Annotated in this window: 16 protein-coding genes and 2 pseudogenes; 8 read left to right on the forward strand and 10 right to left on the reverse strand. The window is 69.8% G+C overall.

Annotated features, from left to right (window positions below; translation table 11 throughout):
- Positions 1 to 2: 2 nt before the first annotated feature.
- Together fliE and HBH26_RS14240 are read right to left on the reverse strand one after the other, a co-directional pair.
- Positions 3 to 362 carry a flagellar hook-basal body complex protein FliE gene (gene fliE, locus HBH26_RS14235; RefSeq protein WP_168135288.1) on the reverse strand — a complete coding sequence of 120 codons (360 nt, stop codon included), beginning with the start codon at positions 360 to 362 and terminating at the stop codon, positions 3 to 5.
- The gene (locus tag HBH26_RS14240) at positions 359 to 1,630 is read right to left on the reverse strand and encodes a sigma-54 interaction domain-containing protein (RefSeq protein ID WP_168135289.1); all 1,272 of its coding nucleotides are present in this window, start codon (positions 1,628 to 1,630) and stop codon (positions 359 to 361) included. The genes fliE and HBH26_RS14240 overlap by 4 nt, the downstream gene beginning before the upstream one ends.
- Positions 1,631 to 1,898: 268 nt before the next feature.
- Here HBH26_RS14240 and HBH26_RS21220 point away from each other — a divergent pair.
- The 4 genes and pseudogenes from HBH26_RS21220 to HBH26_RS14255 form a co-directional block, all read left to right on the forward strand.
- A pseudogene (locus tag HBH26_RS21220) lies at positions 1,899 to 3,137 on the forward strand (flagellin N-terminal helical domain-containing protein); the annotation flags it as partial.
- Between the two features lie 123 nt (positions 3,138 to 3,260).
- A pseudogene (locus HBH26_RS20790) lies at positions 3,261 to 3,539 on the forward strand (flagellin); the annotation flags it as partial.
- A 268-nt stretch (positions 3,540 to 3,807) separates the two neighbouring features.
- Positions 3,808 to 4,023, forward strand: a complete 216-nt coding sequence (locus tag HBH26_RS14250) for a helix-turn-helix domain-containing protein (protein ID WP_209308571.1) — start codon at positions 3,808 to 3,810, stop codon at positions 4,021 to 4,023.
- Entirely contained in the window at positions 4,023 to 5,324 is a 1,302-nt protein-coding gene (locus tag HBH26_RS14255; RefSeq protein WP_168135292.1) for a type II toxin-antitoxin system HipA family toxin, read from the forward strand. Before HBH26_RS14250 ends, HBH26_RS14255 begins: the two co-directional genes overlap by 1 nt.
- Before the next feature lie 11 nt (positions 5,325 to 5,335).
- Here HBH26_RS14255 and HBH26_RS14260 read toward each other — a convergent pair whose 3' ends face one another.
- The 8 genes from HBH26_RS14260 to HBH26_RS14295 form a co-directional block, all read right to left on the reverse strand.
- Positions 5,336 to 6,049 (reverse strand): sigma-70 family RNA polymerase sigma factor, encoded by a 714-nt coding sequence (locus tag HBH26_RS14260; RefSeq protein WP_168135293.1) that lies wholly within the window; start codon positions 6,047 to 6,049, stop codon positions 5,336 to 5,338.
- Positions 6,046 to 8,115 (reverse strand): flagellar biosynthesis protein FlhA, encoded by a 2,070-nt coding sequence (flhA, locus tag HBH26_RS14265; RefSeq protein WP_168135294.1) that lies wholly within the window; start codon positions 8,113 to 8,115, stop codon positions 6,046 to 6,048. Before flhA ends, HBH26_RS14260 begins: the two co-directional genes overlap by 4 nt.
- 4 nt (positions 8,116 to 8,119) lie before the next feature.
- Complete coding sequence (locus HBH26_RS14270; protein WP_168135295.1) at positions 8,120 to 8,974, reverse strand: lytic transglycosylase domain-containing protein; 855 nt, start codon at positions 8,972 to 8,974, stop codon at positions 8,120 to 8,122.
- Positions 8,975 to 9,086: 112 nt separating this feature from the next.
- Positions 9,087 to 9,398, reverse strand: a complete 312-nt coding sequence (locus tag HBH26_RS14275; RefSeq protein WP_168135296.1) for a flagellar protein FlgN — start codon at positions 9,396 to 9,398, stop codon at positions 9,087 to 9,089.
- Positions 9,385 to 9,621 carry a flagellar biosynthesis anti-sigma factor FlgM gene (locus HBH26_RS14280; protein ID WP_239024811.1) on the reverse strand — a complete coding sequence of 79 codons (237 nt, stop codon included), beginning with the start codon at positions 9,619 to 9,621 and terminating at the stop codon, positions 9,385 to 9,387. The genes HBH26_RS14275 and HBH26_RS14280 overlap by 14 nt, the downstream gene beginning before the upstream one ends.
- Positions 9,622 to 9,745: 124 nt before the next feature.
- Positions 9,746 to 10,240 (reverse strand): flagella basal body P-ring formation protein FlgA, encoded by a 495-nt coding sequence (locus HBH26_RS14285; RefSeq protein ID WP_168135298.1) that lies wholly within the window; start codon positions 10,238 to 10,240, stop codon positions 9,746 to 9,748.
- Positions 10,237 to 10,761 (reverse strand): flagellar motor protein MotB, encoded by a 525-nt coding sequence (locus tag HBH26_RS14290; protein WP_338057393.1) that lies wholly within the window; start codon positions 10,759 to 10,761, stop codon positions 10,237 to 10,239. The genes HBH26_RS14285 and HBH26_RS14290 overlap by 4 nt, the downstream gene beginning before the upstream one ends.
- Entirely contained in the window at positions 10,758 to 11,417 is a 660-nt protein-coding gene (locus HBH26_RS14295; RefSeq protein WP_168135299.1) for a motility protein A, read from the reverse strand. Before HBH26_RS14295 ends, HBH26_RS14290 begins: the two co-directional genes overlap by 4 nt.
- Before the next feature lie 180 nt (positions 11,418 to 11,597).
- Here HBH26_RS14295 and HBH26_RS14300 point away from each other — a divergent pair, with 180 nt between their 5' ends.
- Genes HBH26_RS14300 through HBH26_RS14315 form a run of 4 tightly spaced genes read left to right on the forward strand, consistent with a single transcriptional unit; the run spans position 11,598 to position 14,327 of the window.
- Entirely contained in the window at positions 11,598 to 11,933 is a 336-nt protein-coding gene (locus tag HBH26_RS14300; protein ID WP_168135300.1) for a flagellar basal body rod protein FlgB, read from the forward strand.
- Positions 11,934 to 11,936: 3 nt separating this feature from the next.
- Entirely contained in the window at positions 11,937 to 12,347 is a 411-nt protein-coding gene (gene flgC / locus HBH26_RS14305) for a flagellar basal body rod protein FlgC (protein WP_168135301.1), read from the forward strand.
- Positions 12,348 to 12,349: 2 nt separating this feature from the next.
- Entirely contained in the window at positions 12,350 to 13,033 is a 684-nt protein-coding gene (locus HBH26_RS14310; RefSeq protein ID WP_168135302.1) for a flagellar hook assembly protein FlgD, read from the forward strand.
- Positions 13,034 to 13,058: 25 nt separating this feature from the next.
- Positions 13,059 to 14,327, forward strand: a complete 1,269-nt coding sequence (locus HBH26_RS14315; RefSeq protein WP_168135303.1) for a flagellar hook protein FlgE — start codon at positions 13,059 to 13,061, stop codon at positions 14,325 to 14,327.
- Positions 14,328 to 14,351: the final 24 nt, after the last annotated feature.

Here is a 14,351-nt window from a genome sequence, read left to right on the forward strand (position 1 = left end):
CATTACACCGGCATGCTCATGATGTCCTTGTAGGCGGACAGGATCTTGTTGCGGACCTGCAAGGTCGCCTCGAAGCCGACCGAGGCTTCCTGGCGGGCCAGCATCACCTTGGCGATGTCGATCGTCTCGCCGCGCTCATAGGCGTCGGACAGGGCGCTGGCGCGCTGCTGGCCGGCGTTCACCTTCTCCAGCGCGGTTTGCATCGTGTCGGCGAAGCTGGTGCCGCCCGCCTCCTTGGCCTCCACCGGCGCGGGCGTGCCCGCCGCGGCGTTGGCGCGGCCCAGCGCGGCGTTGCGCTCCAGGATCTGCTGGCGCAGCGCCATCACGCGGTCGATGCCGCCGACTCCGGCGATGCCGCTCATGCCGTCGCACTCCGCACCAGGTCGTCACCCTGCTCGCGCGCCTTGGCGAGGCGGTAGCGCAGCGTCCGCTCGGAGATGCCGAGCCGCTTCGCCGTCTCGATCCGGCTGCCGCCGCACGCCGCCAGCGTCTCTCTGATCGCGGCGAATTCCGACAATTGCACCACCTTGCCCAGCGTCTCGCCTGCGTCGTTCGCGACGGGGCGGGCCAGCGGCGCGAACGCGACGGGCGCGGCCGGACGGTCGAAGACGATGTGCGCCGCCTCGATCGTGTCGCCGCCGCAGAACAGCATTGCGCGCTGGATCACGTTCTCCAGCTCGCGCACGTTGCCCGGCCAGTCGTGCGCCAGCAGCGCCGCGATCGCGTCGTCGGACGGCCACGGCACTACGGGGCGCGCCCCGGCATGGCGCAGGATCATCGTCGCGGCCAGCGCGGGGATGTCCTGCGGGCGGTCGGCCAGCGGCTTGGTGGTCAGCGGGAAGACGGACAGGCGGTAGTAGAGGTCGGCGCGGAAGCGCCCGGCCGCCACCTCGGCCTGGAGATCGCGGTTGGCGCAGGCGACGACCCGCACGTCGACGGCCACCGGCTGAGTCGCGCCGATCGGCACCACCTCGCGCTCCTGGAGGACGCGCAGCAGCTTGGCCTGGAGGCCGAGCGGCATCTCCGCGATCTCGTCCAGCAGGATGGTGCCGCCGTCCGCGGCGCGGAAGAAGCCTTCGCCCGCGGCGGAGGCGCCGGTGAAGGCGCCCTTCTGGTGGCCGAACAGCATCGCCTCCAGCATCGTTTCCGGCAGCGCGGCGCAGTTGATCGCGATGAACGGGCCGTCGCGCCGCGGCGAATTCAGGTGGATGGTGCGCGCCAGCACCTCCTTGCCGGTGCCGGTGGGGCCGTTGACCAGCACGGTGATGTCCGCCTGCGCGACCCGATCGGCCAGTGCGAACAGCGCCAGCGTCTCCGGATCGGCGGCGGTCGGCAGCTCCGGCCCGCCGACCAGCGCGCGGGCGAAGGCGTTGCCCACCGCCGCGTCGGCGTGGCCGTAGGCGATGCGTGCCGGGTTGCCGTCGCGGTGCGGCATCACCGTGCGGCCGGCGGAGCCGACGATCACGGTGCGCGACGGCACCGCCATCGCCTCGCCCGCGGCGACGAGGTGCATCGCGCCGGGCGCGGCGCGCTCCCCCGCCTTGCCTACCGCGAAGCCCTGCGCGCGCAGCGACGAGACGAGCGTCAGATGCTCCTTCTCCACCACCGGCGACGGCACGATCGAACGCATGAGAGAATCCCCGTTAAGTGCGGGGACGGCAATGCGGCGCAAATGGTTAACGCCCGGTATAATCTGCCGGCAGCCGGCAACATTTTTCCGGGCGCGCGAGCGCCTGACGCGCGCCCGTACGTGTGCCGCGCGCGGGGCCGCGCGAGGCGGCGGCGGGCCGAAAAAACATCGCTAAAGCCCCCGCGCCACCGGCCGTTTCATGCCTCCGACGGCTCGGCCCTTCGCTCGGGGGGGCAGCGTGAGGTCGTCGATCAGTGGAGACACCGACATGACTGTTATCGGAACCAACATCTCGGCGCTGCGGTCGGCGAACGCTTCGGCGTCCGCGTCCTCGTCGCTGTCGCAGGCGATGGAGCGCCTGTCGACCGGCAAGCGCATCAACTCGGCCAAGGACGACGCCGCCGGCCTCGCCATCGCCAGCCGCATGACCAGCCAGGTCAAGTCGATGGCCGTCGCGATCCGCAACGCCAACGACGGCATCTCGATGACGCAGACCGCCGAAGGCGCGCTGGGCGAAGTCACCAACATGCTGCAGCGCATGAAGGAACTGGCGACGCAGTCGGCCAACGGCACGCTGGGCTCGTCGGAGCGCAAGGCGCTGCAGGCGGAGACCAACCAGCTGCTCTCGCAGATCAACGACATTTCGAAGACGACGAACTTCAACGGCCTCAACCTGCTCGACGGTTCGGTGAAGAACCTGAAGCTGCAGACCGGCACCAACGCCGGCGAGACCGTGGCGCTCAGCATGGACGCGATCTCGTCCGACAAGCTGGGCCTGTCCAACGCCAGCGGCCAGACCTCGGGCCGCATCACCGCCGACGCCGCCTTCGCGGTGGGGGGCATCACGCTGAACGGCATCAGCGGCTTCGCCGGCACCGGCACGGTCAACATCGCGTCGGCGGAGGACCTGGCCAAGGCGATCAACACGAACAGCGACCGCACGGGCGTCGTCGCCACGGCGTCGAACAGCGTCACCACGGCGAAGCTGACGGATCCGATCGCCGCCGGCGCGATCAAGATCGGCGGCAAGTCGGTCGGCGCCGCCGCTTCTGCCGAGGACCTCGTCAGCCAGATCAACAACAACGACTTCGGCGTCACCGCGACGCTGAACGAAGACAAGTCGATCACGCTGTCGAACACCACGGGTAAGGACATCGACCTGACGAACAGCGCCACCGCGACGGTGGGTACGGGCCAGGCCACCGCGATGAAGGGCTTCATCACCCTCAACAGCAAGGACGGGTCGAACTTCACCGTGGGCGGCACCAACCTGGGCGATGCCGGCCTGAACGTTTCCGACGGCGTCAGCATCTCAGGCACGGCGGTGACGGGCGCGGCATCGACCGACCTGTCGGGCGTCTCGATCAACGGGGTCGCCTTGGGAACAGTGACGGACGGCGGCGCCGCCGATGCGACCTCCACCGGCAACGCGATCCGCGACGCGATCAACGCTTTGTCCGAAAAGACCGGGGTGAAGGCTTCGGCCGCCGCGGGCGTCCTGACGCTGTATTCCACCAACGGTGGGCCGGTCCGACTGGAGGGCACCACGGCGAACGTCGCGAAGCTGGGCCTCAACGCGCAGGGCGGCATCGCCGGCATGCCGCAGAGCCTGGACATCTCGACCCAATCGTCCGCTTCGAGCGCGATGGCCAAGATCGACAAGGCGCTTGACTCGATCTCGGCGACCCGCGGCAATCTGGGCGCGGTGCAGAACCGCCTGGAGGTGACGGTCAACAACCTGACCACCACCACCGCCAACCTGTCCGAGGCGAAGAGCCGCATCGAGGACGCGGACTTCTCCGCCGAATCGACTGCCCTCGCCAAGGCGCAGATCCTGAGCCAGGCGTCGACCGCGATGCTGGCGCAGGCCAACCAGTCGCAGCAGGGCGTGCTGAAGCTGCTCTCGTAAGCGACCGTGCGCCCGCGCCGGCGCCGCCCCCCCGAGAAGGGTGACGGCGCGGCGCACACTTCGCCCGGTGTATGGGGCGAAGCTTCGAACCCCGTCGGCGAGAGCCGGCGGGGTTCTTCGCATGGCGATATACGGTGTCGCGTATGCGGAGATAAAATGCGCTTTTGCGTATGCGAGAAATATATACGGATTTCAGTATATAGTTGCTTCATACGAAGAATCGTATAACGAACGGTTCATGCAACACGTCGTGCGATCATCCCGTACCATGGGCGATGCCATCCGGCGATCACGTCGCATGGCGGGAATGACACAGGCCCAGCTCGCCACGCGAACGAACCTTCGGCAAGCCACCATCTCCCATCTCGAGAACGGGGAGGGTGGCACGCTGGAGACGCTCTTCGCCGTGATTACGGCCTTGCGCCTGGAACTGCATCTGACCGAGCGATCCACCAGCCTCCCGGCGCTCGACGACCTCTTCTGATGCGACGGCGCTCCTCCGCGCTGGCGGTGCTGCTGAACGGACGGCGGGTCGGACGATTGTCGCGCGCTGCGGATGGCGCCATCGACTTCCGCTACGCCGGCGAGTGGCTCGACTGGGAATATGCCCTACCGGTCTCGCTGTCGCTGCCGCTGGACACGCGGCGCTACACCGGCGCGGCCGTCACGGCGGTGTTCGACAATCTCCTTCCCGACAACGATGATATCCGACGCCGCATCGCCGGACGGGTGGCTGCCGACGGGATCGACGCCTACTCGCTGCTCGCCGCGGTGGGTCGCGACTGCGTCGGTGCGCTACAATTCCTGCCGGAAGGTCACGAGCCTGCCCCGCCGGGAACGATCGATGCCGAGCCGCTGGACGAGGATGACGTCGCCGCGATCATCCGCGATCTCGGTCGTGCGCCGCTGGGGCTGGATCCCGACGATGCCTTTCGCATCTCGATCGCCGGCGCGCAGGAGAAGACCGCGCTGCTGTGGTGGGAAGGCCGGTGGCACAAGCCGCTCGGCACCACCCCCACCACCCATATCCTGAAACCGCAGATCGGCACCCTTCCCAACGGCATCGACCTGTCGAACAGCGTCGAGAACGAGCATCTGTGCCTCACCTTCCTGGCCGAGCTGGGACTGGACGTCGCCTCGACCCGCATCGATCGTTTCGGCGGCCGGCCGGTGCTGGTGGTGGAACGGTTCGATCGATGGCTGTCCCGGGACGGGCGGTTGCTACGCCGCCCGCAGGAGGACCTCTGCCAGGCGCTGTCGGTGCCGCCGACGCGCAAGTACGAGGATCACGGTGGCCCCGGTGTCGGCGACATCATGCGGCTGTTCGCGGAAAGCGACCGGCCCGACGTGGACCGCCGCGCATTGATGAAGACGATCATCGCTTTCTGGCTGATCGGTGCAACGGACGGACACGCGAAGAACTTCAGCATCTTCCTGTCGCCGGGCGGCCGCTTCTCCGCCGCCCCCGCCTATGACGTGCTGTCGGCCGAGCCGAGCCTGGCGGCGCATCAGATCGAACGGCGGCAGATGAGGCTCGCAATGGCGATCGGCGACCGGCGCCGCCACCGTATCGACCAGATCGCGCCGCGACACTTCGTGCAGACAGCGGTCGCCGCCGGCTACGACGAGGAATCGACGCGAGCGGTGTTGGAGGAATTGCGCACCACGGCGGGTCCGGCGTTCGCGGCGGCGGCCGGTGCGATGCCGCCCGGCACCCCGGCCGCGCTGACCGATCCCGTCGCAGCCGCGATCGCCCGGCGCTGCCGGACGATCGAGCTGATGTAAGATCCCGCGGTCTAGCCGCGCGCCATCGCCTTCTTCAGCCGCGTGTGCGCCTGCGCCTTGATCTGGCAGACGCGCGCCGCGCCGACGCCCAGCACCTGGCCGATCTCCTCCAGGTTCAGCTCCTCCACGTGGTACAGCTGGATCACCATCTGCTCGCGCTCGGGCAGGCTGGCGATCGCCGCGATCAGCCGGTCGCGCGTCTGCGCTTCGGACAATTGCGCGAAGGCGTCGGGCGTGTCGTCGGCGAACCACGGCTGGTCGTCGGCATAGACCTCGTCCAGCGATTCGTAGCGGACCGCCTCGGCGCTGGCGTAGTCCTGCCGCAGCTTCTCGACGGAGAGCCCCATCTGCGCCGCCGTCTCCGCGTCGGTCGGCTGGCGGCCGAGCACGCCGGCGAGCGACGAACGCACGCGCGCATAGTCGCGGCGGCGGCGGATCGCACCGCGCGTCATCGCGGCGTGGCGCCGCAGCTCGTCGATCATCGCGCCGCGGATCCGCGTCGCGAGATACTGCTTCAGCGTCACCTGCCCGCGATCCTCGAACGCGGCGACCCCCTCGACCAGCGCGACCAGGCCGACCTGCACCAGGTCCTCCACGTCGATCGCGGTCGAGACCGAGCCGTGGACGTGCCACGCCAGGCGGCGGACCAGCGGCAGGTGCGTCTGCACCAGCGCGTTCTCGTCGCGCGCCCGCGTGGTGCGCGAATAGGTCAGCGCGCCGGTCATGCGGCCAGCGCCTGCGGCTGGGGCTGGCCGCCGATCACGGCGACGACCTCGACGGCCTTGTCCTCGGGAACCTCGAAGAAGCTCATGACGGGGGTATCCGGCAGGATGGAACGGACCAGCTTGCGGATCGCGACGCGGATCGCGGGCTGGACGACGAGCGCGAAGGGCTTGGCCTCCGCGATCAAAGGTTGCGCGGCGGCCTGCAGCGCGTCGACGATGCGGCGGCCCAGCTCGGGCTCGATCACCGCGCGCGACGGATCGGCGCGCATCGCCTGGCCCAGCAGCTGTTCCAGCCCGCCCTCCAGCGTCATGACGCGCAGCGGCTCGCGCACGCCGGCCAGCTTCTGGATGATGAGCGGGCCGAGCTCGGGACGGATCAGCTCGACGATCTCGTGCGCTTCCGCCGTGCGCTGCGCCGCATTGGCGACGGCGGCGGCGATGCGGCGGAACTCCTTCAGCGGCACGCCCTCGGACAGCAGGGCGCGCAGCACCGCCGTCAGGGTGGTCAGCGGCAGCGGCGCCAGCGCGGCGACCAGCTGCGGGTTGCGGTCCTTCAGCCCGTCGAGCAGCGCCTGCACCTCGTCCGCGCCGAGCAGGTCGGACGCGTGCGTGCCCAGCGCGTGGTTCAGGTGCGTCGCCATCACGGTGCCCGCGTCGACGACGAGATAGCCCTGGCCGGTCGCCGCATCCGCGTCGCCGGGCGCGATCCACGTCGCCTCCAGCCCGAAGGTCGGGTCGACCGCCTTCTTGCCGGTGAGCTGGCCGAAGCCCTGCCCGGTGTCGAGCGCCAGCATCTCGTCGGGCGAGACCTGGTCCTCGCCCACGCACACCCCGCCCAGCATCAGGCGATAGGTATAGGGCGCCAGGTTGATGTCGTCGCGCACGCGCACCTGCGGGACGACGAAGCCCAGTTCCTTCGACAGCTGGCGGCGCACGCCGGTGATCCGCGCCATCAGCGGGGCGCCGCGGCGCTCGTCCACCAGCGGCACCAGCCCGTAGCCGATGTCGAGATTGACCATCATCCCCTCCGTCACCTCGTCCCAGCCGATCTTCGACGGGTCGGCGGGCTCCGCGGCCTCGGCGGCGGGCGCCTCCTCGATCACGGGGCGGGCGGCGATCTGCTTCAGCTTCCACGCGGCGAAGCCGGCGGCGGCGGCCATCGGCAGGATGACCAGGTGCGGCATCCCCGGCATCACGCCCAGCAGGAACAGGATGACCGCGACGGGCGTCCACGTCCGCGCCGATCCGAACTGGCTGCCGATCTGGCCGGCAAGATCCTTGTCGGATTTCACGCGGGTGACGATGGAGGCGGCGGCGATCGACAGCAGCAGCGCGGGCACCTGCGCGACCAGCGCGTCGCCGATCGCCAGCATGGTGTATTTCTGCGCGGCGTCACCGATACCGAGACCGTGGCTGACCGGGCCCAGGATCAGCCCGCCGACGACGTTGGCGGCCAGGATCAGCAGGCCCGCGACCGCGTCGCCCTTCACGAACTTGGACGAACCGTCCATCGAGCCGTAGAATTCGGCCTCGGTGGCGACGTCGACGCGGCGCTTCTTCGCCTCGTCGGGGGTGATGAGACCGGCGTTCAGGTCGGCGTCGATCGCCATCTGCTTGCCGGGCAGCGCGTCCAGCGTGAAGCGCGCCGACACCTCGGACACGCGGCCCGCGCCCTTGGTGACGACGATCAGGTTGATGATGACGATGATCGCGAAGACGAACAGGCCGACGACATAGTCGCCGCCGATCACGAACGTGCCGAACGCCTCGATCACGTGGCCCGCCGCCGCCTCGCCCTCGTGCCCGTGCACCAGCACGACGCGGGTGGAGGCGACGTTCAGGCCCAGCCGGAACAGCGTGGCGAAGAGGAGGACGGTGGGAAAGGACGAGAAGTCGAGCGGCCTCTCCGCATTCAGCGCCACCATCAGCACGGCGAGGCTGATCGTGATGTTCATGATGAAGAAGATGTCGAGCAGGAAGGCCGGGATCGGCACCACCATCAGCACGACCAGCAGCAGGATCGCGAAGGGCAGGGCGCCGGCGCGCGCGTTGGCGAGCAGCTTCATCGGCTCAGCCCCCCATGCTCGCGAGCATCATATAGGCGAGCCGGGCATTGTCCGGCGACGGGCGCAGCAGCGAATCCTTGCGGGCGAGGGCATCCCTGGCCCAGCCCAGCGCGTCGCTCGCGCTCTCGCCGCTGCCGGTGACGACGGTCGCGTCGTCTCCCCCCTCCATCTTCAATGCCAGCGCCTGCGCAGCGAAGTCGAAGCGGTTGCGCACGGCGTTGCCGGCATCGCCCGCGCCCCCGGGACCTTCGGCGCCCAGCTTGCCGGCGAAGCGCTGGTACACCTCGCTCAGCGAGCGGGCGCTGCCGTCGCGCTCGAAGAAGACGCCGCGATTGGCGCGCGCGGCGGCGGGGAACAGCGACGCGGCGCTGCGCTCGGGCGTGCGCTGCATCGCCGACAGGAACTGCCGTGCGCCCCCCAGCCCCAGGAAATGCGCCATGTAGAGGTCGGTGCCGTTGGCCTCGCGCCCCAGCGATCCCTCCAGCGACGCCTTGTTGTCGCCGGCATGTTCCGCCGCCATCAGCGAGGCGACCTCGGGATTGTTGCGCAGCGCCAGGATCGCGGCGCGATTACCGCCGGAAACGGTGTAGCGCCCGCCCGCGGTCTTGCCGATGCTGTCCGCGGCCCAGCCGAGGCCGTGCTCGGCGCCATGCTTCTTCACCACGGCCAGCCAGCTGGATTCGATGAACTGGTAGAGGCCGGTGGCCGACGAGGTGCCGGCGCGCGCATTGGCGTTCAGCCCGCTCTCCAGCCTGGCCTGTCCCATCAGATAGTCGAAGTCGACGCCGGTGCGCGCCGCGGCGGTCTGGATCGCCGAAGTGACGCGCTGGGTGGCGGAGGTGATCGCGGAAACGGTCATGCCCCCGCATTCAGCAAGGGGCGTGCCACTTTGCCATGTGGCGAAGGTGACGGCGACCTCCGTTCGTGCTGAGCCTCAGGCCGAACGGCGGTTGGGAATGCGGCTGCGCAAGCTAGGCGAACGCCATCCCGCTCCGGCCATAGGCGTTGCCGCCCTCGCCGGTCAGGATTTGCAGGCGGCGGCGAACATTTGCCGCCATCAGGTTCACGTAGATGCGGCAGGTGTCGTTCAGCCGGTCGGCTTCTTCCGCCAGGCCGCGCAGTTCCTGATCGGCCGGGCCGTCGCCCAGCGATTGCAGCACGTCGATCGCGCGCAGCTTGCCCGCGGTGGCGCGTTCCAGCGCGGCGACGTCGTTCGCCTTCAGCGCGTCGATCTCCGCGTGCAGCGCGTCGATCACGCGGACCAGGGCGTCACGACGGGTCATTCGACATCCACTCGTACTTGGCGGCGATCAGGCGGTCCGCGACGGTCGCGGGGGACAGCGGGAACATGCCCTTGGCGATCGCGTCCTTGATGAGGCGGATGCGATCCGCGTCCTGCGGCGCGGACGCGGCGAGTTGCCGCGCCAGCGTGGGTGCCGGGGCCGGCGTCGCGGTCGTCGCCGGGTCGGCCGCGGGCGCGGCGGCACGCGGGGTACGCGCCACCATCCCGACCCGAAGGTCGGCGCTCGTTACGGTCGTTGATCGAACTGCATCTACCATGCCCGCACCTATGGAGGTTCGCTGACATCGGCTCAAACGACCGCTTGCAGGGCGGCTTTAGAACTTTTTTTCAGTCGTATCCGGGCAGCGTCGCGCGCCCGGTGTCCACCGCCACCGCCTGCACCGGCTTCGTGGCGCCGGCGACCTGCACGGGCAGGCGCGCGCCCGGGGCGGCATCCGCCATGGCGATGCCGTCGCGGGTGATGGAGAAGCCGTCGGAACCCGCCTCGATCGTCACCGGGTCGCCGCGCTTGATGACCGGCGCGGCCATGCGCGGCGCGGCGGCCATGGGGGCCGCGGGCGCCGGCGCGGGACGCGGCGCGGCGATGACGGGCACGAACAGGCGCCATGCCGGGCCGGCGCAGGCGACTACGACCGCGTCTTTCGCCTCCGTCCGCCACGACAGCGCGACGGTGGAACAGGGCGCGAGCCGCAGCCGCGGGTCGATCGCGGCGCGCGCGCCTCCCTCGACGCCCTGGGGGCGGCCGGTGAAGGCGCCGACCGCACGGTCCAGGGCGGCGGTGTCCTGGAAGGCGGCGGCGGCCGCGAGAGCGAGAAACATCATGTCTTGGATTCCTTCTCGCCCGCGAACGCGAGCGTGACGAGGACGCGGCGGCCCGCGGGACGGGCAGCGGTGGCGAGGGAGATGCGCGCGACGGGCACGCCAGCGCGGGCGAGCGCCGCCAGCACGGCGCGCGCGCGGTCCGCCGCCAGGATCGCGGCGCTGCCGGTGATCGGGTCGACGTCGCCGGGCGACCCGTCCACCGCGCCGGTGACGGTCAGCGCCACGCGCGGGTCGCGTGTCGCCGCGATCGCCCAGGCGAGCACGTCGGCCGGCACCTCGGCCGGAGCCGCCGCGCCGGGCGCGAAGCCCGCCACGCCGTGCGCGTCCACCGCGATGACGGGATCGGGCGCGGGGGTCGCGATACCGAACCCGTCGGCGATGCCGCGCGCCAGGTCGCGCGACGGCGTCGTGTTCGCTTGCAGGAGGACGAAGAAGCCGACCAGCAGCAGCGCGAGGTCGGCCAGCGTCACCAGCCACGTCGGCCGCGCCGGCGCCACGTCGAAGGGGTCGTCGGTCGTCACGCGGCGATGCTCGCGGCGGGCATGCGCGCGCGCGCGGGCGCCTCGCGCAGGGCGAGCGCCAGCACCGGCGCGGCGAGGCGCGCGCGCCCTTCCGCTTCCGCCCGCGCGGCGTTGCGCAGCCGCGTCGCGATCGGCAGCGCGACCAGGTTCGCGACCAGCGCGCCGTACAGCGTGGCGAGCAGCGCCACCGCCATGGCGGCGCCGATCGCCTTCGCGTCGGTCATGCGCGCGAACATCGCGACCAGCCCGACCAGCGTGCCGATCATCCCCATCGCCGGCGCCGCGTCGGCGATCCCCGCCCAGCAATCCGCCGCGGCGCGATGGCGTGCGATGCGCTCCTGCCGTCGCAGCTCCAGCGCGGCGGCGATGTCCGCCGGCGGATCGCCGTCGACGATCGCGGCCATGGCGGCGGCGAGATCGGGATCGGCGACGATGCTGCGGTCCAGCGCCACCACGCCCAGCTTCTGCGCGATCCGCGCCTGCGCCGCGACCTGCAGCAGCAGTGGCTCCGCATCGAAGCGCCTGCGCCACAGCGTGGCGAGCGCCGCGACCGCGCGGGCGAGATCGCGCAGCGGCGTGCGCAGCACGGCCGCCGCGGCGGTGCCCCCCAGCACGATGGCGAGCGCGGCGGGATCGAGGAAGGTGCCCGGTGTCATGCGTGGCGGCATTGCAGGGGCCGTGCCAGTTGCCTCCGCTCTCGCGCGTGAGCCGGGCGGCAAGGCGGTTTGCCGGCAACCGGCAAGCCGTTGCCGCCCACGCTGCCGCCGCGCTGCCGCCGCGCATTTGGCACGCCCCTTGCTGGTCTTTTCCCGCATCTCGCACGAAAGGACCGGCACATGGCCGAGGGATTGTTCGGAGTACACGGCGCCGCGCTGCAGATCAGGGCGCAGCGCATGGGCGTGCTGGCGTCGAACATCGCCAACGCCTCCACGCCCGGCTTCAAGGCGCGGGACATCGACTTCAAGGGCGCGCTCGCCGCGTCCGAGGGGCAGGCGAGCGTGGACGCCGGGCTGAAGTACCGCGTGCCGACGCAGCCCAGCATGGACGGCAACACCGTGGAGCTCGCCACCGAGCAGACCGCCTTCGCCGAGAACGCCGTGCAGTACCAGACCACGCTGTCGTTCCTGAACGGCCGCATCGCGCAGATCACGCGCGCGCTGAAGGGAGAATAAGCCATGGCGGGCACGCCCCTGTCAGTGTTCCAGGTATCGGGCCGCGCCATGTCGGCGCAGCTGATCCGCATGAACACCACCGCGTCCAACCTCGCCAACGCGGGCGGCGTCGCCGGTTCCGCGGAAGCGGCGTACAAGACGCTGAAGCCGATCTTCCGCACCAGCTTCGACGCCGCCAGCGGCATGTCGACGGTGGACGTGCAGCAGATCGTCACCGCCGGGGAGGCGCCGACGAAGCGCTACGACCCGGCGAACCCGCTGGCAGACAAGGACGGCAACGTCTTCGACGCCGCGGTCGACGAGACGCGCGAGCTGGTCGACATGATGGAGACCGCGCGCACCTATCAGAACAACGTCGAGGTGATGCAGACCGCCAAGTCGCTCATCATCGACACCCTCAAGCTGGGACGCTGACCATGGCGACTTCGACGTTCGACGCGACCATGTCCAACTTGGGCATCACGCGCACCGCCGCCGGCACGAAGGTGGTGACCAAGGCCGAGGCGGAGACGCTCGACCAGTCCGACTTCCTGAAGCTGATGACGGCGCAGATGAAGAACCAGGACCCGTTCTCGCCGGTCGACAACACGCAGATGGTCGCGCAGATGGCGCAGTTCAGCCAGCTGTCCGGCATCAGCGAGATGTCGTCGACGCTGAAGGCCATTCAGGAGAAGCTGGCCGGCGGCACCGCGGCGGACGCGATGGCCTATGTCGGCCGCACCGTGCTGACCGCCGGCGCCACCGCCTATGGTCGCAGCGCGGGCGGCCTCGCCGGCGCGGTGGAGCTGCCGAGCGACGCCGGCAACGTCATCGTCACGATCAACGACGCCAACGGGCAGACGCTGAAGACGCTGTCGCTCGGCAAACAGGCCGCGGGCACCGTCACCTACGACTGGGACGGCAAGACCGACGCGGGCGAGGATGCCGGCAACGGGCCGTTCACCGTCGGCACCGTCGCGCAGAAGGACGGCAAGACCGTGCCGTCCACCGGTCTGGTGTGGGCGCCCGTCCACGCCGTGTCGAATGCCGGCGGAGAGACGAAGCTGGTCGTGCCGGGAATTGGCACGATCCCTGCTAGCTCGGTTCGTCAGATCGGTTGATCCGTCTTTTCAGGAGTAACGCCCCATGTCCTTCTACACCTCGCTGTCGGGCCTGCAGGCCGCGCAGACCGACCTGTCGACGATCAGCCACAACCTGGCCAACGTCTCGACCAACGGTTTCAAGAAGTCGCGCACCGAATTCGCCGACGTGATGGCCACCTCGGTCACGACGTCGCCGACGTCGCAGATCGGTTCGGGCACCGTCGTGCGCGCCAACCGGCAGCAGTTCGGCCAGGGTCCCTCGCAGCAGTCGACCAGCGGCCTCGACCTCGCCATCTCCGGCGACGGCTTCTTCGCCGTGAAGCCCAACGTCGACATCAACAAGGTGAACTACACCCGCAACGGCGGCTTCAGCGTGAACGACGATCATTACGTCGTCGACGCGAACGGTGGCCACCTTCAGGTGTATCCGGTCGACGGGTCGGGCGCGGTCGTCGCCAGCGATCTCGACAACGCCATCTCGCTGAAGCTGCCGGAGACCAGCGGCGTCGCGGTGCCGACCACCTCGGTCAAGTACACGACGAACTTCTCGTCGAACGCCGCGCTGCCGACCCAGTCGACGTTCAGCCGCTTCGACCCGAAGAGCTACAATCAGTCGACCTCCTCGACCATCTACGACAGCAGCGGCAACGCGATCACGATGACCAGCTACTTCGCGCGCGAGTCGATCAGCGACGGCACCACCGACAGCACGTGGCGCGTCTATTCCTTCATCGGCGACGATCAGCTGAAGTCGGGCAACGGCGCCAACAGCTACCAGACGATGACGTTCGACAAGGACGGCGTGCTGAAGAGCGGCGGGAGCGTGCTGTTCGACGACTTCACGCCGTCGGGCGCCACCATGCCGCAGGCGATCACGCTGGAATTCAGCAACAAGACGACGCAGGTCGCCGCTCCCTTCAGCGTCAGCGACAAGAGCCAGAACGGCATGTCGGTGGGCGCGCTGGAAGGCGTGACGGTCGACGGCGAGGGCATGGTAAAGGCCAGCTTCTCGAACGGCGACGTGCAGAACCTGGGCAAGGTGATGCTGGTGAAGTTCTCGAATCCCTCGGGCCTGCGCCAGCTGGGCAACAGCTACTGGACGCAGACCGGCATCTCGGGCGAGGCGCAGACCGGCGCCGCCGGCAGCCCGGGCTACGGCAACATCATGTCGAACATGGTGGAGCGGTCCAACGTCGACATCACCGAGGAACTGGTCGCACTGATCGCGGCGCAGCGGAACTTCCAGGCCAATTCCAAGGCGCTGGATACCGCCAGCCAGATCTCGCAGACCATCTTCAACATCCGCTCGTAAGCACGGGCAAGCGGGAGCGGATAG

It is taken from the genome of Sphingomonas corticis (genome assembly GCF_012035195.1).
GTDB classification, from domain to species: Bacteria; Pseudomonadota; Alphaproteobacteria; order Sphingomonadales; family Sphingomonadaceae; genus Sphingomonas; species Sphingomonas corticis.

Excerpts from the sequence above, each read along its gene's own strand:
- fliE (WP_168135288.1), bottom strand. The coding sequence starts at position 362 with ATGAGCGGCATCGCCGGAGTCGGCGGCATCGACCGCGTGATGGCGCTG.
- HBH26_RS14240 (WP_168135289.1), bottom strand. The coding sequence starts at position 1,630 with ATGCGTTCGATCGTGCCGTCGCCGGTGGTGGAGAAGGAGCATCTGACG.
- HBH26_RS14250 (WP_209308571.1), top strand. The coding sequence starts at position 3,808 with ATGGGCGATGCCATCCGGCGATCACGTCGCATGGCGGGAATGACACAG.
- HBH26_RS14255 (WP_168135292.1), top strand. The coding sequence starts at position 4,023 with ATGCGACGGCGCTCCTCCGCGCTGGCGGTGCTGCTGAACGGACGGCGG.
- HBH26_RS14260 (WP_168135293.1), bottom strand. The coding sequence starts at position 6,049 with ATGACCGGCGCGCTGACCTATTCGCGCACCACGCGGGCGCGCGACGAG.
- flhA (WP_168135294.1), bottom strand. The coding sequence starts at position 8,115 with ATGAAGCTGCTCGCCAACGCGCGCGCCGGCGCCCTGCCCTTCGCGATC.
- HBH26_RS14270 (WP_168135295.1), bottom strand. The coding sequence starts at position 8,974 with ATGACCGTTTCCGCGATCACCTCCGCCACCCAGCGCGTCACTTCGGCG.
- HBH26_RS14275 (WP_168135296.1), bottom strand. The coding sequence starts at position 9,398 with ATGACCCGTCGTGACGCCCTGGTCCGCGTGATCGACGCGCTGCACGCG.
- HBH26_RS14280 (WP_239024811.1), bottom strand. The coding sequence starts at position 9,621 with ATGGTGGCGCGTACCCCGCGTGCCGCCGCGCCCGCGGCCGACCCGGCG.
- HBH26_RS14285 (WP_168135298.1), bottom strand. The coding sequence starts at position 10,240 with ATGATGTTTCTCGCTCTCGCGGCCGCCGCCGCCTTCCAGGACACCGCC.
- HBH26_RS14295 (WP_168135299.1), bottom strand. The coding sequence starts at position 11,417 with ATGACACCGGGCACCTTCCTCGATCCCGCCGCGCTCGCCATCGTGCTG.
- HBH26_RS14300 (WP_168135300.1), top strand. The coding sequence starts at position 11,598 with ATGGCCGAGGGATTGTTCGGAGTACACGGCGCCGCGCTGCAGATCAGG.
- flgC (WP_168135301.1), top strand. The coding sequence starts at position 11,937 with ATGGCGGGCACGCCCCTGTCAGTGTTCCAGGTATCGGGCCGCGCCATG.
- HBH26_RS14310 (WP_168135302.1), top strand. The coding sequence starts at position 12,350 with ATGGCGACTTCGACGTTCGACGCGACCATGTCCAACTTGGGCATCACG.
- HBH26_RS14315 (WP_168135303.1), top strand. The coding sequence starts at position 13,059 with ATGTCCTTCTACACCTCGCTGTCGGGCCTGCAGGCCGCGCAGACCGAC.